This is a genomic window from Cellvibrio sp. PSBB023, assembly GCF_002007605.1.
Taxonomy (GTDB): domain Bacteria; phylum Pseudomonadota; class Gammaproteobacteria; order Pseudomonadales; family Cellvibrionaceae; genus Cellvibrio.
Genome location: NZ_CP019799.1, coordinates 4042313 through 4056553, shown reverse-complemented (window position 1 = coordinate 4056553; position 14241 = coordinate 4042313). Strand labels below are relative to the sequence as shown.

The 14241-nt window shown below is 52.3% G+C and carries 13 protein-coding genes; 6 read left to right on the top strand and 7 right to left on the bottom strand.

Translation table 11 applies throughout. The features are described from left to right. Positions 1-41 precede the first annotated feature (41 nt). Positions 42-638 carry a cohesin domain-containing protein gene (locus tag B0D95_RS17435; protein WP_078045088.1) on the top strand — a complete coding sequence of 199 codons (597 nt, stop codon included), beginning with the start codon at positions 42-44 and terminating at the stop codon, positions 636-638. A gap of 79 nt (positions 639-717) precedes the next feature. Here the strand turns inward: B0D95_RS17435 and proB are convergent, their stop codons facing one another. The 7 genes from proB to B0D95_RS17400 all read right to left on the bottom strand — a co-directional run bounded on the left by proB (position 718) and on the right by B0D95_RS17400 (position 7742). Then, positions 718-1842, bottom strand: coding sequence for a glutamate 5-kinase (gene proB / locus B0D95_RS17430; protein ID WP_078045087.1), 1125 nt, complete (start codon positions 1840-1842; stop codon positions 718-720). Between the two features lie 144 nt (positions 1843-1986). Continuing rightward, complete coding sequence (gene cgtA, locus B0D95_RS17425; protein ID WP_078045086.1) at positions 1987-3189, bottom strand: Obg family GTPase CgtA; 1203 nt, start codon at positions 3187-3189, stop codon at positions 1987-1989. Positions 3190-3361: 172 nt separating this feature from the next. Next, positions 3362-3622 carry a 50S ribosomal protein L27 gene (gene rpmA, locus B0D95_RS17420; RefSeq protein WP_007640051.1) on the bottom strand — a complete coding sequence of 87 codons (261 nt, stop codon included), beginning with the start codon at positions 3620-3622 and terminating at the stop codon, positions 3362-3364. A gap of 16 nt (positions 3623-3638) precedes the next feature. Next, positions 3639-3956: a 50S ribosomal protein L21 gene (gene rplU / locus B0D95_RS17415; protein WP_078045085.1), complete on the bottom strand. Its 318-nt coding sequence runs from the start codon at positions 3954-3956 to the stop codon at positions 3639-3641. 225 nt (positions 3957-4181) lie between these two features. Then, entirely contained in the window at positions 4182-6200 is a 2019-nt protein-coding gene (locus B0D95_RS17410; RefSeq protein WP_078045084.1) for a bifunctional diguanylate cyclase/phosphodiesterase, read from the bottom strand. A gap of 93 nt (positions 6201-6293) precedes the next feature. Continuing rightward, positions 6294-7232 (bottom strand): alpha/beta hydrolase, encoded by a 939-nt coding sequence (locus tag B0D95_RS17405; RefSeq protein WP_078045083.1) that lies wholly within the window; start codon positions 7230-7232, stop codon positions 6294-6296. 159 nt (positions 7233-7391) lie between these two features. Next, positions 7392-7742, bottom strand: coding sequence for a hypothetical protein (locus B0D95_RS17400; protein WP_078045082.1), 351 nt, complete (start codon positions 7740-7742; stop codon positions 7392-7394). A gap of 263 nt (positions 7743-8005) precedes the next feature. Between B0D95_RS17400 and leuS the strand changes: the two genes are divergently transcribed. The 5 genes from leuS (at position 8006) to axe2C (ending at position 14217) form a co-directional block, all read left to right on the top strand. Then, a complete protein-coding gene (leuS, locus tag B0D95_RS17395; protein ID WP_078045081.1) occupies positions 8006-10468 on the top strand; it encodes a leucine--tRNA ligase in 2463 nt (820 codons plus the stop codon). Between the two features lie 70 nt (positions 10469-10538). Beyond that, on the top strand, positions 10539-11075 hold the full coding sequence (gene lptE, locus B0D95_RS17390; RefSeq protein ID WP_078045080.1) for an LPS assembly lipoprotein LptE: 537 nt from the start codon (positions 10539-10541) through the stop codon (positions 11073-11075). 2 nt (positions 11076-11077) lie between these two features. Further along, positions 11078-12127, top strand: coding sequence for a DNA polymerase III subunit delta (gene holA, locus B0D95_RS17385; RefSeq protein WP_078045079.1), 1050 nt, complete (start codon positions 11078-11080; stop codon positions 12125-12127). Between the two features lie 161 nt (positions 12128-12288). Beyond that, on the top strand, positions 12289-13038 hold the full coding sequence (locus B0D95_RS17380) for a GDSL-type esterase/lipase family protein (protein ID WP_246841648.1): 750 nt from the start codon (positions 12289-12291) through the stop codon (positions 13036-13038). Between the two features lie 78 nt (positions 13039-13116). Further along, positions 13117-14217, top strand: coding sequence for a bifunctional acetylxylan esterase/glucomannan deacetylase AxeC2 (gene axe2C / locus B0D95_RS17375; protein WP_078045078.1), 1101 nt, complete (start codon positions 13117-13119; stop codon positions 14215-14217). Positions 14218-14241: the final 24 nt, after the last annotated feature.

The following is a 14241-nucleotide window of genomic DNA, read 5'->3' as shown; positions in this document are numbered from 1 at the left end:
CTTCACTTATGAAGGCCATTTATGTTTAACAGGAGTTTTTTATGAAGAATTTATTAGCAGGCTTACTCACACTGGGCTTGAGCTTTTCACTTAACGCCAATGCAATTAACATTGATTTAATTGCTGACCACGCCGCCATTAATATTGGTGAAAATGTTGAGGTGCAAGTACGCATTAGTGGACTTGATGGCGAACTAGCGCTGGGCGCTTACGATGTAAACTTCAATTACGACGCAAGCCTTTTCAGCATCAACACCATCATCTGGGGCGATTCACAAGGCAATCAATTGGATCTGTCTGGCTCTGGCAGCCTGCAGGACACCAGCAGCGGCATCGGCTGGTTAAACCTGTTTGAGCTATCGTTTGATGACATGCCAACACTAGAACTACTACAACAAAGTGAATTCACCTTGTTTAGCGTATTACTCAATGCTATTGCCATCGGCAGTGGCGATTTTTCACTAACCGCTAATACTCTGGGTGATGCCTCTGGAAATGACTTATTTCTCGATTCTATTAATGGCGTAAACATTAATGTCAACGGCGCGTCAGTACCAGAACCATCAAGCCTGCTGTTATTAATTGGCGTACTAGCCATGCTGGTTTTACGCACGAAATTACCGCACTCACCAACATAAAAACCCGCAAAAAAAAATCAACAATAAAAAGCCCGCACATCAAAAGATGAACGGGCTTTTTATTGCACAAGAGATAACCTTAACTCAACACCAAATTGTCCCGGTGAATTAATTCGTTATCGTCGCGATAGCCGAGGATATCGGCAATCTGGCTGCTAGGCTTGCCAATAATTTTGCGCGCTTCATCAGCGTGATAATTAATTAAACCGCGCGCAATTTCTTTGCCGTTCAGGTCTTCACAAATCACCATATCACCGCGTGTGAAATCACCACGCACTGCTTTAACACCCACAGGCAAAATACTTTTGCCTTGCTCGCGCACAACACGTGCAGCACCTTCATCCAGCACAACCACACCACGGGTTTGCAATTGACCGGAGATCCAACGCTTACGCGCTGCTTGCGGCTGCTGCTCGGCCCATAAAAAGGTACCAAGGTTTTCACCGGCCGCAATGCGCAGCAGTGCGTTTTCAATGCGCCCGCCCACAATCACGGTATCTGCACCAGAGCGCGCTGCAACACGTGCCGCGCGCACTTTGGTGATCATGCCGCCGCGCCCCAAGGCACCGCCAGTACCGCCCGCCATTTGCTCCAGGCGAGGATCGTCAGCGGCAATTTCACTGAGCAACTGCGCATCAGGATTGTGGCGCGGGTCGCTGTCATACATGCCTTTTTGATCGGTGAGAATCACCAACATATCCGCTTCAATCAAGTTGGCAACCAAAGCACCTAGGGTATCGTTATCGCCAAACCGGATTTCATCAGTGACCACTGTGTCGTTTTCATTAATCACCGGTACCACATTTAATCCCACCAGGGTTTTCAAGGTGGAGCGCGCATTTAAATAGCGCTGGCGGGATGACAAATCGTCGTGGTCGAGCAGCACTTGTGCGGTGAGCAAACCGTAGCGCTGGAATTCCACTTCATAGGTTTGGATCAAACTCATTTGCCCCACTGCCGCGGCAGCTTGCAACTGGTGAATTTCTGTCGGGCGCGCCGCCCAACCCAAACGACGCATGCCAGCAGCAACCGCACCGGAGGATACCAGCACCAATTCAATACCGCGCAAACGCAGCTCTGCCATTTGCTGCACCCAACCGGCGATAGCATCGGCATCCAAGCCTTTTCCGTCATTGGTTAACAAGGCACTGCCAATTTTGACTACCCAGCGTTTCGCTTGGGGAATGATGTTTCTTTTGCTCATGAGGGAGATGTGCTCAAGAAGAATTCGTTAAATTTTTATACAAAATGCCCGGCTCAAAATGCAACACGCCCGGCGCGGGATCCGGGCGTGAGGTTACACTATTTTTCCAATCAAACTAATCGCCAGTGATTAGTGCATATTACCTTAGTGACCGACGTAAATAACTTCTACGTCGTAGTCATCTTCATTGAAATTATCATCGTCATCATCACCGCGTGCACGGCGCGCTTCGCGCTGCAACTCACGCAGCTCTTCAATGCGATCACGCGCTTCTTGCGCCATTTGGTTTTGCAATTCCGCTTCGCGTTCACGCGCTTCAGGGTTGGTTTTTTCCTCTTCCCATACCGCTTCAAGGTTATCCATAAGCTTGCCGACCAGCGGCACTGTACCTTCGCGGTTCAAGGCCGAAATGCGATAAACCGGACCAGTCCACTGCAATTCATCAATCACGGCCTGACAGCGCGCTTCCACTTCATCGGGCGGCAACAAATCAATTTTATTCAGCAACAACCAACGTTCGCGCTTGGCGAGTGTCGGGCTGAACTTTTCCAATTCGTTGGCGATGATACGCACATTGTCAGCAGGATTGGATTCATCCACAGGCGCCATATCCACCATGTGCATCAGGTAGCGGCAGCGGGTTAAATGCTTGAGGAATCGCACCCCCAAACCAGCGCCTTCCGCCGCACCTTCGATGACACCGGGAATATCGGCAATCACAAAACTGCGGTGCTGTTGCACTTTTACCACGCCGAGATTAGGCACGAGCGTGGTGAAGGGATAATCTGCTACTTTTGGCTTGGCGGAACTCACCGCGCGGATAAAGCTGGATTTACCGGCATTGGGCAAACCGAGCATGCCCACGTCAGCCAATACTTTTAATTCGAGTTTCAGGTTGCGCATTTCGCCTTCAGTGCCAGGCGATGTTTTGCGCGGTGTGCGGTTGGTACTGGTTTTAAAGCGGGTATTACCCAAACCGTGGAAACCACCCTGCGCCACTTTTAATTTTTGACCGTGTTCGGTCAAATCGCCAAAGACCTCTTCGGTATCGGTATCAATGACTGTAGTGCCCACAGGCACAGGCAGAAACAAGTCAGCGCCCTTGGCTCCGGTGCAATCTTTACTGCCGCCCTTCTGGCCATTCTCAGCGCGATACTTGGGCACGAAACGATAGTCAATCAGGGTATTCAGGTTTTCATCAGCCACCAGATACACACTGCCGCCGTCGCCGCCGTCGCCGCCGTCCGGGCCGCCTTTGGAAATAAATTTTTCCCGGCGGAAGCTCATGAAACCGTTGCCACCATTACCGGCTTCGACATGAATAGGGGCTTCATCAACAAATTTCACAAATCACTCCACAGGAATAAAAACAAAAAATCATTCAAAAACAACATTCAATAACGCTATTCAGAAGCCCGTTCTGAATATAAAAAAGCCCTATCGTTAACGACAGGGCTTTTTTATTGTTCTTCATTTGCCCACTGCAAGCAGCAAGCTTGGCTATGTTTTTAGCGCAATATTAAGCAGCAGGAATGATGCTTACGTATTGACGGCCAAAAGCGCCTTTAATTTCGAACTTAACGGTACCGTCCACTTTCGCGAACAGAGTATGGTCTTTACCCAGACCTACGTTTACGCCAGCGTGGAACTTGGTTCCGCGTTGACGAACAATAATACTGCCACCAGAAATCAACTCGCCACCGTAGGCTTTAACACCAAGGCGTTTCGCTTCTGAATCGCGACCGTTACGAGAACTACCAACCCCTTTCTTGTGAGCCATTTTATAGCCTCCTCAATTAACCTTTGATAGCAGTGATTTTCACTTCAGTGAACCACTGACGATGACCTTGACGCTTCATGTGGTGCTTACGACGACGGAATTTGATGATCTTCACTTTGTCAGCACGGCCATGGGTAACTACTTCAGCAGTTACAGTTGCGCCTTCAACAACAGGAGCGCCAATCTTGACGTCTGCACCGTTGGCAACCAGGTAAACTTTGTTGAATTCAACAACGCCACCGGTAGCGAAATCGATTTTTTCGAGTTTGAGGGTTTCACCCACAACTACGCGATGTTGCTTGCCACCGCTTTCAAAAATTGCATATGCGCTCATTCTTTGCTCCAAAAACAACGCTTGGACGACACGAAGTAGCCGGGCGACATGCCTTGGCGTTTGGGACTAGCGTCGTATACCTGATTTCAGGGGCGGCGATTGTATGCCAATGACGTCAGTCACTGCAAGCAGTGATTTGGTCATTTATTCGTCACGCCAGCCCAATCCAGAGCGGCATCGCACGCCACTATAAGGTACCGACGCACCGATGAAGGCTGGTCTCGCTTAGCGTGCCAGCCATGCGGCCACGTCGCTCGCAGCCATAGGTCGAGCAATAAAATAGCCTTGCAGGTAATCGACCCCCATGGCTGCCAGCAGATTCTGCTGCTCTGCCGTTTCCACACCTTCCACGACAATACGAAACCCCAGCCCACGCGCCATACTGACCATCGCCAGCAGCAGCTTACGGGCACCCTGATCCAGGTCGGTGATAAAGCAGCGGTCTATTTTAATGACATCCACCGGCAGTTGCCGCAGATAGGCTAGCGATGAATAACCAGTACCGAAATCATCAATCGCCAGACTGATGCCCTGCGCGCGCAGGGCGGCCAGCACCTGACAGACCAGATCGAGATCACGGGAGAACACACTCTCGGTAATTTCGATCTCCAGTCGTTGCGCAGCAAGGCCGGAATAAGCCAGGGCATCCTGTACATCCTGCAGGAGATCCCCGCTCAAGATTTGCTGCACCGAGACATTCACACTCACCACCGTGCCATATGGCCAGCTCATGGCCGCGCGACAGGCTTCACGCAATACCCAGCGCCCCAAGGGCACAATCAGGCCACTCTCTTCGGCGACAGGAATAAATAAGGCGGGCGAGACAGCCCCCAGCTCAGGCTCATTCCAACGCAGCAGTGCCTCCATTTTGCGCGGCACACCCGCCTCACAGGGCTCTATAGGCTGGAAAACCAGCTTCAGGTCATCGGTCTCCAGCGAGGCATGTAATGCACGGCGCAGTGTCTGGCGCTGGCGAATGACCACATCCAACGCATCATCAAACACTTTTACACCACCAACTTCCTGCTGACGCAGGCTGTGCTTGGCGACCGATGCCCTGTAAATAAGTGCTTCCAGATCGCGCTCTTCGGCATTGAACTGGGCGACCCCCACCATGACATCCAAATGCAGCGGGCCGGTATCAGTTTCGATACTCTCTTGCAGTAAGGCGCGCAGGGTGGCGCCGTATTGCGGCCAATCCCGATTATCGCTGCGCAGGGCAAGCGCAAACTCCGCTCCACCCCAGCGGGCTATTAACGCCTGTTCGCCACAGTGATCACGCAGGCGCTGGGCGATGGCCACCAGAATTTGCTCACTGACACTCACCCCTTGCAGTTCCCACACATCAAAGCGCAGGACTTCCAGCACAAAAATCACCAGGGGCGCCTGTTGCAATGCAGTGCCCACGGGCAACTGCTGGCGCCGCAACTCGCGCTCAAAGGCACTGCGATTGAGCAATCCGGTCATGGAATCCAGTGCGGCGATGCGCGACAGCTCGCTGGCATAACGTTCACGCAATGCGATTTCAAATTCCAGCGTTTCGATTTTTTCTGCCAACCGCGATTCCAATGACGTTTTATCGCGCATTAACGCATCACACTCACTGGCGGCTTTGGCCAAACGCTGCTCGCGCTGCCGCGCCATAACAAGCAGTTGGGCCGCACTTTCGTTGGCGACCCGGGCAAAACCGCTCAACCCCATGAATAGCACCAGGCCCAACCCGGCAATGACCAGGTCATCCATATCGCCAGTGGTGGCAAACAACACAATCAAGGGGACAATCAGAAGGGCAATAAATAACCGGCTGGCCCAAGGCACCAAGGCGAGCACATTCACACTGCCGGCGGCAACGGTCGCCATGACCATCGCAATCACCAACCGTTGCGAGCCATTGGAAATACCGAAGAAGGTAATGGAAAACACTGCCCACAAGGCACCAGTCAACAGCGAGAAACCAATAAACAGGCGAATGGCTTGCTCGGCATGGGCAGGTGCGGTCGATGTTGACCAGTACCGCCGCCAGACAATCAACGAGGCCAGCCGCGCCAGGGTGATCACCTGCATAACAACCCACCACACCCACAACTGCTGCACCTCGCGGTAATAGAGAATGAGCGCAGCAGCGGCCGCAAAGGTAAAAATCAACACGTTGGGCAACTGGCGATACATCACCTGTGCCTTTTCGCGAGCTAGTTGAACCTCCCCCTGCAGGTCAGAAACCGGCGACAACGAGTGGGGTGCCATAACATCTCCTAAATACGGCAGAAACAGATAGGGTGACCAAGCTGGCTATGACCGGCAACACCACCATCTGTTCCTCACACAACCAAAACGGTGCTAGTGAATAATGCCCAACTGCTGCAGCCAGGCATTCAAGGCTTCAGGCCAGAGCGAAATACTGCCCTGCCCTTGAATCATGCCCACGCCATGAATTGCGGAGTTGTAGATATGCAATTCAGACTGCTTGTTGTGCTTTTGCACCTCGTTAAAAAAGGCCAGGCTATTGCCGACAGGCACCGCCTGATCGCCAACCCCATGTAACATAAACACAGGTGGGATCTGATCGCTGACTTGAAATTGTAAAGAGTTGTCACGCACCAGTTGTGGATCAGGGTTTTCACCCAATAGCGCCCGGCGCGAACCGGCATGGGCATCGGCGCCTTCCAGGGTGATGACGGGGTATCCCAAAATGGCAAAATCAGGGCGCGCACTGATAGCAGCCAGCGGGTCATGGCTATCGGCCGCAAAGTCAAAGCGGGTGGCGACACTGGCCGCCAGATGACCACCCGCCGAAAACCCAATCACCCCCACTTTGGCGGGATCAATCCCCCAGGCCTGCGCGTGTTGACGCACCTGACGCACGGCGCGCAAGCCATCGAGCAAAGGTGCCGGAAAGCCATGCTCCTGCATTCGGTACTTGACCACAAACGCCGCCACACCGCGCGCGGCAAACCATTTGGCAATGTCATGCCCCTCGTGGTTGATGGCCAGCCGCACATAACCGCCCCCTGGAAATACCACTACCGCGGCGCCATTAGCCTTGCCGGCCTCTGGCCAATAGGGCGTCATGGAGGCGTTATCGACCGCGTATACCCGCTGGTCTTTCACATGCTCGCGATCGGGGCTGACCAGCGGTTTTTCATTCCACAGATAAAATATACCCACCGGGCGATGGGTCTCGGGTTGATCAGCAGACACTTGGGCATTAACTCCAACACAAAACAATAAACAGGCACACAGCAGTGCGCGATAAAAAAGGCGACCAAAAGCAGGCATAAAATAATTCCGTCACAGACTCAGGTGATTGTGATGACCAGTTTGGCCACTGCCGATGGCGGGGAAACGCCCCTTATAGATAACATCGCCCGGTACACTGCCGGGCGATAGGGATAATAGCAGTTGCGGCAAATGTTGTAGCAGATGCCACAATAACGATTAATGCAGATGGGTTTCGTCGTCGCCCCACCAGTGGTGCAATTGCCAATCCACGCGGGTCGGGTCAGCAGCGCGCAATAGCCAGTCGCCCGTAATCAACTCCCACTCATAGAGCCCCAACTTCAAGTCCGACCAGATGCTATGGGCATCCTCCTGAATATAGGCTTTAGCCAAATCCACCTCCTGCCCCAGCATCTGCTCGGCAGTAAGCTCAAGCTTGACCAGCTCGTCCACCTCTTGCTTGAGCGCCCCCAAGGCACCGGTTTCTTCCGGGCTAAAGGGCAAATCGGCATGGCTGACGTGATAGGGATTATCAGCGACTTTGTTTGTTGGGTTGTCCGTCGGCTTCATGGCAAATAACTCCTGCTCAGGTGTCAAGATTATTAATCCACACAGGTATACCGCCTCACTACCCGCCTTTTCAAACTCTGATAAATCTAAACCTCGAAAAATCTATAGTACAGCGACATCAGTATAGCCCTCATTCACAAGGGCGCCCGACACGGAAATGCTACGCGCGATTATTACCCCTTTTCAGTGCCATCCCTCTATAATCACTGCCTTTCCAAAATCTCACTTCAGATAGGCCTTAGATCCAAATGCAAGAGCGCCCCATGCAAGATCAATACAACCCCGCAGAAGTTGAAGCCCAAGCCCAGCAGTACTGGGAAGAACATCAGAGTTTCAACGTTGTTGAAGATACCAGCAAAGAAAAATTCTACTGCCTGGCGATGTTCCCCTACCCGAGCGGCAAGCTACACATGGGGCACGTGCGCAACTACACCATCACCGATGTGATCGCGCGCTACCAGCGCATGCAGGGTAAAAACGTATTGCATCCAATGGGTTGGGACGCCTTCGGCCTACCCGCGGAAAACGCCGCGCTGCAGCGCAACACTGCACCCGCTGCCTGGACCTACTCCAACACCGACCATATGCGCAGCCAGTTAAAACAACTCGGCTTTGGCTTTGACTGGTCGCGCGAACTGACCACCTGTAAACCCGAATACTACAAATGGGAGCAGTGGTTCTTTACCCGCTTGTACGAAAAAGGTCTGGTTTATAAGCGCATGGCAACCGTGAACTGGGACCCGGTGGATCACACTGTACTCGCCAACGAACAAGTCATCGACGGCCGCGGCTGGCGCTCAGGCGCATTGGTTGAGCGCAAAGAAATCCCGCAGTGGTTTATTAAAATCACCGCCTACGCTGAAGAATTGTTGGCCGATCTGGACAAACTGCCCAACTGGCCTGAGCAAGTCAAAACCATGCAGCGCAACTGGATCGGCAAGAGTCGCGGTCTGGATATGCATTTTGATTTGGCATCGCCCGTAGGCGAATTTACTGGTTTTGATATTTACACCACCCGCCCCGATACCATCATGGGCGTGACTTATGTGAGCCTCGCGGCCGAACACCCTATTGCCAAGATCCTCGCTGAAAATAATCCAGCGCTCGCGCAATTTATCGCTGAATGCAAAGTGCAATCCGTCGCGGAAGCCGATATGGCGACCATGGAAAAACGCGGTATCGATACCGGCATTAAAGCCCTGCACCCGATCACCGGCGAACCGGTTTCAGTGTGGATCGCCAACTATGTATTGATGGATTACGGCTCAGGTGCGGTGATGGCTGTACCCGCACACGACCAGCGCGACTATGAATTTGCCAAGAAGTACGATTTACCGATTTCCCAAGTGATTGCGCCCCAAAATGGCGAAGCGATTGATCTGACCAAAGCCGCCTTCACCGAAAAAGGTGTACTGGTCAATTCCGGTGAATACGACGGCCTGGATTTCAACGCCGCCTTTGATGCCATCGCCAGCACCCTGGAAATGGCCAACAAAGGCCAGGTGAAAACCAACTATCGCCTGCGCGATTGGGGTGTATCCCGCCAGCGTTACTGGGGCGCACCTATCCCCATGTTCAACTTGCCCAACGGCGGCGAGATTCCCGTACCCGCACACAAACTCCCGGTATTGTTGCCGGAAGATGTGGTGATGAACGGCGTTCACTCACCGATCAAAGCCGATCCTGAATGGCGCAAAGCCGAATTGGATGGCCAAGCGGTTGAGCGCGAGACGGATACCTTCGATACCTTTATGGAATCCAGTTGGTACTACGCGCGCTACACCTGCCCGAACTTCGAAGGTGGCATGCTCGACAAAGCCGCCGCTGATTACTGGCTACCGGTTGATCAATACGTCGGCGGTATCGAACACGCTATTCTCCATTTGCTCTACTCGCGCTTCTTCCACAAGTTGATGCGCGACGAAGGCTTGGTGAGCTGCGATGAACCTTTCGAGCGCTTGCTCTGCCAAGGTATGGTGTTGAAAGACGGCACCAAGATGAGTAAGTCCAAGGGCAACACCGTTGACCCGGAAGAGCTGATCAACCAATACGGCGCCGATACTGTTCGCCTCTTCTCCATGTTTGCCGCGCCACCAGAGCAAAGCATGGAATGGAGCGATTCAGGCGTGGAAGGTGCAAACCGTTTCTTGCGTCGCTTGTGGAAAGCGGTGGAAGGTCACATTAATGCCGGCACACCGGGCAAATTAGTAGTCGCTGATTTGCCGCAAGCACAGAAAGATTTGCGTCGCAAAACCCACGAGACTATCCAAAAAGTCAGCGATGACTATGGCCGTCGCCAAACCTTTAACACCGCGATTGCCGCGACCATGGAATTGCTTAACGAGACCAGCAAACTCGCCGACCGCGCCAATCCACTCGGCTTAGCGGTTGAACGCGAAGCGTTGGAAACAGCAATTTTGTTGCTCGCGCCGATTGTTCCGCACATCAGCCATTCGCTCTGGCAAGCACTCGGGCACAAGAGTATTCCGCTCAATGAAAAGTGGCCAACACTCGACGAAAGCGCATTAACTCGCTCAACCGTGGAAGTGGTCATTCAAGTGAACGGCAAACTGCGCGGCAAATTGGATGCGGCCATCGACTCACCCAAGGAACAATTGGAAGCGCTGGCACTTGCACAGGAAAACGTACAAAAATTCCTGGAAGGCATTACCGTACGCAAAGTGATTGTGGTGCCCAATAAATTAGTCAACATCGTTGCTAATTAAACAGGGAATTAACTCCTAAAAGCGAATCCCCCTAGCCCCCTTTTTCAAAGGGGGCACTAAAGAGATTGTTATGAAAAAAGTTATCGCCGGTTTATTAATGCTCACTCTCTCCGCTTGCGGTTGGCACTTGCGCGGCTCCAGTGCCGGTGGCGATAAGCTGGCCATGACCGCACCACTGGATTTGGTGATTGTGACCGACGATGATCATACACCGCTGATGGACGCCGTTCGTCAGGCGCTGCCCGCCTACCGGATCAACGAACAAAAAAGTGCGACAGCCAATTCACTGCGTTTGATGCTCGGGCAGGAAAAAATGGATAAGCGTACCGCCGGTGTGGGTAGCGATGCCTTGACCAGCGCCTACGAAATTATCCTGAGCATTGACTACAGTGTCAGCAATGACAATGGCGTCATTACCCCACGCAACACCAGAGCGAGCCTGTCACGCAGTTATGACTACAACGTCAACAACGCCAACAGTGCCGCGCAGGAAGAAGAGTTAATATTGCAGGAAATGCGTCGCGAGTTGGCGCAGTCCATTCTGCGTCGCACCAAAAGCCTCGCGCACAAAGCACCGGCTGTATCACCTGCACCCGCTGCTCAATAACTATGCCTAAACTGCGCCCTGAACAATTATCGGCTGCACTCACCAAGCAATTGGCATCCATTTATTTGGTGTCCGGTGATGAGCCGCTATTAATTCAGGAGTGCTGCGACCAGATTCGCGCCGCCGCGCGCAAAAATGGTTTCAGCGAGCGCGAGCTGTACCACGTCGATACCAGTTTTGATTGGGGGCAATTGCTCGCCGCCGCCAACAGCCTCTCGCTTTTTGCCGAGAAAAAAATTATCGAAGTGCGCATGCCAACCGGTAAGCCAGGCGACAAGGGCGGCAAGATTCTGCAGGAGTACGCGCAATCGCCCGCGCCGGATAATTTATTGCTGATCGTCACCGAAAAACTCGATGGCGCCACGCAAAAAAGTAAATGGTTTAAAGCGATTGAAGATGCCGGCCAACACATTCAAGTCTGGCCTGTAACACCTGCACAATTACCGCGCTGGATTGGCGTGCGCTTGCAGCAATCCGGCTTACACGCCGACAGCGATGCAATTGATTTACTCGCCTCACGTATTGAAGGCAACCTGCTCGCCGCCGCGCAGGAAATTGAAAAATTAAAATTACTCGCCACTGACAATCGCATCAGCTATGAATTGATGGCTTCCGTTGTGGCCGACAGCGCACGTTACGATGTATTTGGCTTGACAGACAAAGCCCTGCACGGCGATGCACGCGCCGCGGTACGCACGCTGCAAGGCTTAAAAACCGAAGGCACCGAGCCGATTAATGTGCTGTGGGCCATCACTCGCGAAATTCGCGCCTTGATTCAAATATCCCAAGCGGTAGCACAGGGCAAACATTTTGAATGGGCCGCAAAACAAGCCGGGGTATGGGACAAGCGGCAGCCCTTAATCCAGAGTGCGCTGCGCCGCTTAAAACCCGCGCAGTTGCAACAATTGTTGCGCAAAGCCAATGGTATCGACAAAGCCGTAAAAGGCATGCGCAACGCCGAGCCTTGGGATGAATTGCTGGATCTGATATTAAATATTGCTGGCGTGCAAAGTTTGAATATGCACAATGAACGACTAAGCTTGAGAAATTAAAAAAAACGTTTGTCGCTCTCGATAAGATTGATTGACAAATGTTCACAATAAAACGCGCAGCAAGCGCGATCTTCATAAAAACACACAGCCTGCGTTACCTATGCCACATCAAGCAACAACGATGATGGTGATGTTTAACTCTACTGCAGGAATTTTTTGTTATGCATTCACGCTCTTTTTCATTACCTCGTATTGCCTGTGCTCTTGCACTGGGCGCCATTTGCCACCTGAGTCATGCACTCTCACCGGAGTCGCCCTCTGGGGGCACCATTCCCGCCAAGCGCACAATGGACTATCCGTGGATGACCGTTGCCACCTGGGACAGGATGCACGCCGAAGATGTGTTAATCGCCGAACACGATCAGGTAGATGTGCTCTTTGTTGGCGATTCCATTACCGCTGGCTGGGATTGGCAACTTTGGGAAAAACATTTCAAACCCTTAAATGCCGCCAACTTTGGTATTGGTGGCGATGGTACGGCCAATGTGCTCTGGCGTTTACAACATGGCGCCATAGGACAACTGCAGCCCAAACTGATTGTCTTGTTAATTGGCGTGAACAACTTTGCACTCTACAACGAAACACCGGAGCAAGTTGCCGCGAGTGTCACAGCGGTTGTCACGCAACTGCAACTGGCCTGGCCCAACAGCAAAATTTTGCTGAATGGTGTATTGCCGTTTAAAGAAAAGGCTGACGCAACCGAGCGCGCCAAGGTAAAAAAAGTTAACGCTATTATCGCCAAGCTGGGTGACGACAAACGGATTTTCTTTAAAAACTACGGCGCGCCCCTGCTGCAAAAAGACGGCAGCATCTCCACAGAGATAATGGCAGATTTTCTGCATCCAACCCCTAAAGGTTATCAAGTCTGGGCGGATGCCATGCTGCCAGACATCAAACACTTGCTGCAATAAATCCGGTGCGCTTGCCTGTGGGCAAGCGCTACACCCACTACCCACAGACTACTGGCATCACCAGCGACAGGTAGCACCATGAAATACGTTCACGCCTTATTTTATTTTTTAGCCGCCCTGATCATCCATGGCTGTACACCAACCCACTCCCAACAATTCGCCCAAGATTCACAACAGGACACAAATGTGATTAGCCTGCCAGCCACCCAAGCGCCGCTCAGCATTATGGGGCGCACGCACATTGATGCCGACCAGAGTTATCGTTTTGGTTTTCCCGGTGTCAGTTTCAGCACCCAAGTCATTGGCCGTACACTCACCGCTGATATGCAAAGCTCCTCGGGCAATTCCTGGATCGATATTGTTGTGGATCATCAACACATCACCCAGGTCAAACTGGGCCAGCAGCAACAAACCGTTGAATTATTTAATTTCCCTGTATCCGGCAAGCACACGGTGGAGATTATTCATCGCTCGGAAAATTGGCACGGCAGTGTGAGCCTGAAACAACTGACATTAACGGGCGATAGATTTTTACCTGCCCCCGCACTACCGCAACGCAAATTATTAGTAATGGGTGATTCCGTGACCTGCGGCGAGGCCATAGACCGCGTGCCCGGCGAAGAAAAAAATACTCACTGGTGGAATGCGCGGGAATCCTACGGCATGCTCACGGCCAACGCGCTAAACGCGCAAGTGCACCTGGTGTGCTGGGGCGGGCGCGGTTTAGTGCGCAGCTGGAACGGCAAAACGGACGACGCCAATCTGCCGGACTTTTATGAATTCGCCCTTGGCGAGAACAACACTGCTGTGCGCTGGGACCACAAGAGTTATCAGCCGGATCTGATTGTCATCGCCATAGGCACTAATGATTTCAGTCAGGGAATTCCAGCGCGAGAAGCGTATGTGACAGCTTATGTCGCACTGATTAACACGCTATTGCACAATCACCCTCACGCACAAATCGCACTGACTGATGGCGCTATTTTGAATGGTGAGAAAAAAGCTGCACTCATCGACTACCTGCGGGAAACCATTTCGCGGGTAAACAATGCACGAGTGCATCAACTGATCTCCAATCACTATCCGGGCGATGTTCAGGATGCTCACCCCACCAAAGCACAACACGCCGCTATGGCAAAAGATTTAGCGCCACAACTAAAAGCGCTGATGCATTGGTAGTAATCTTTGACGACAAAAAATACA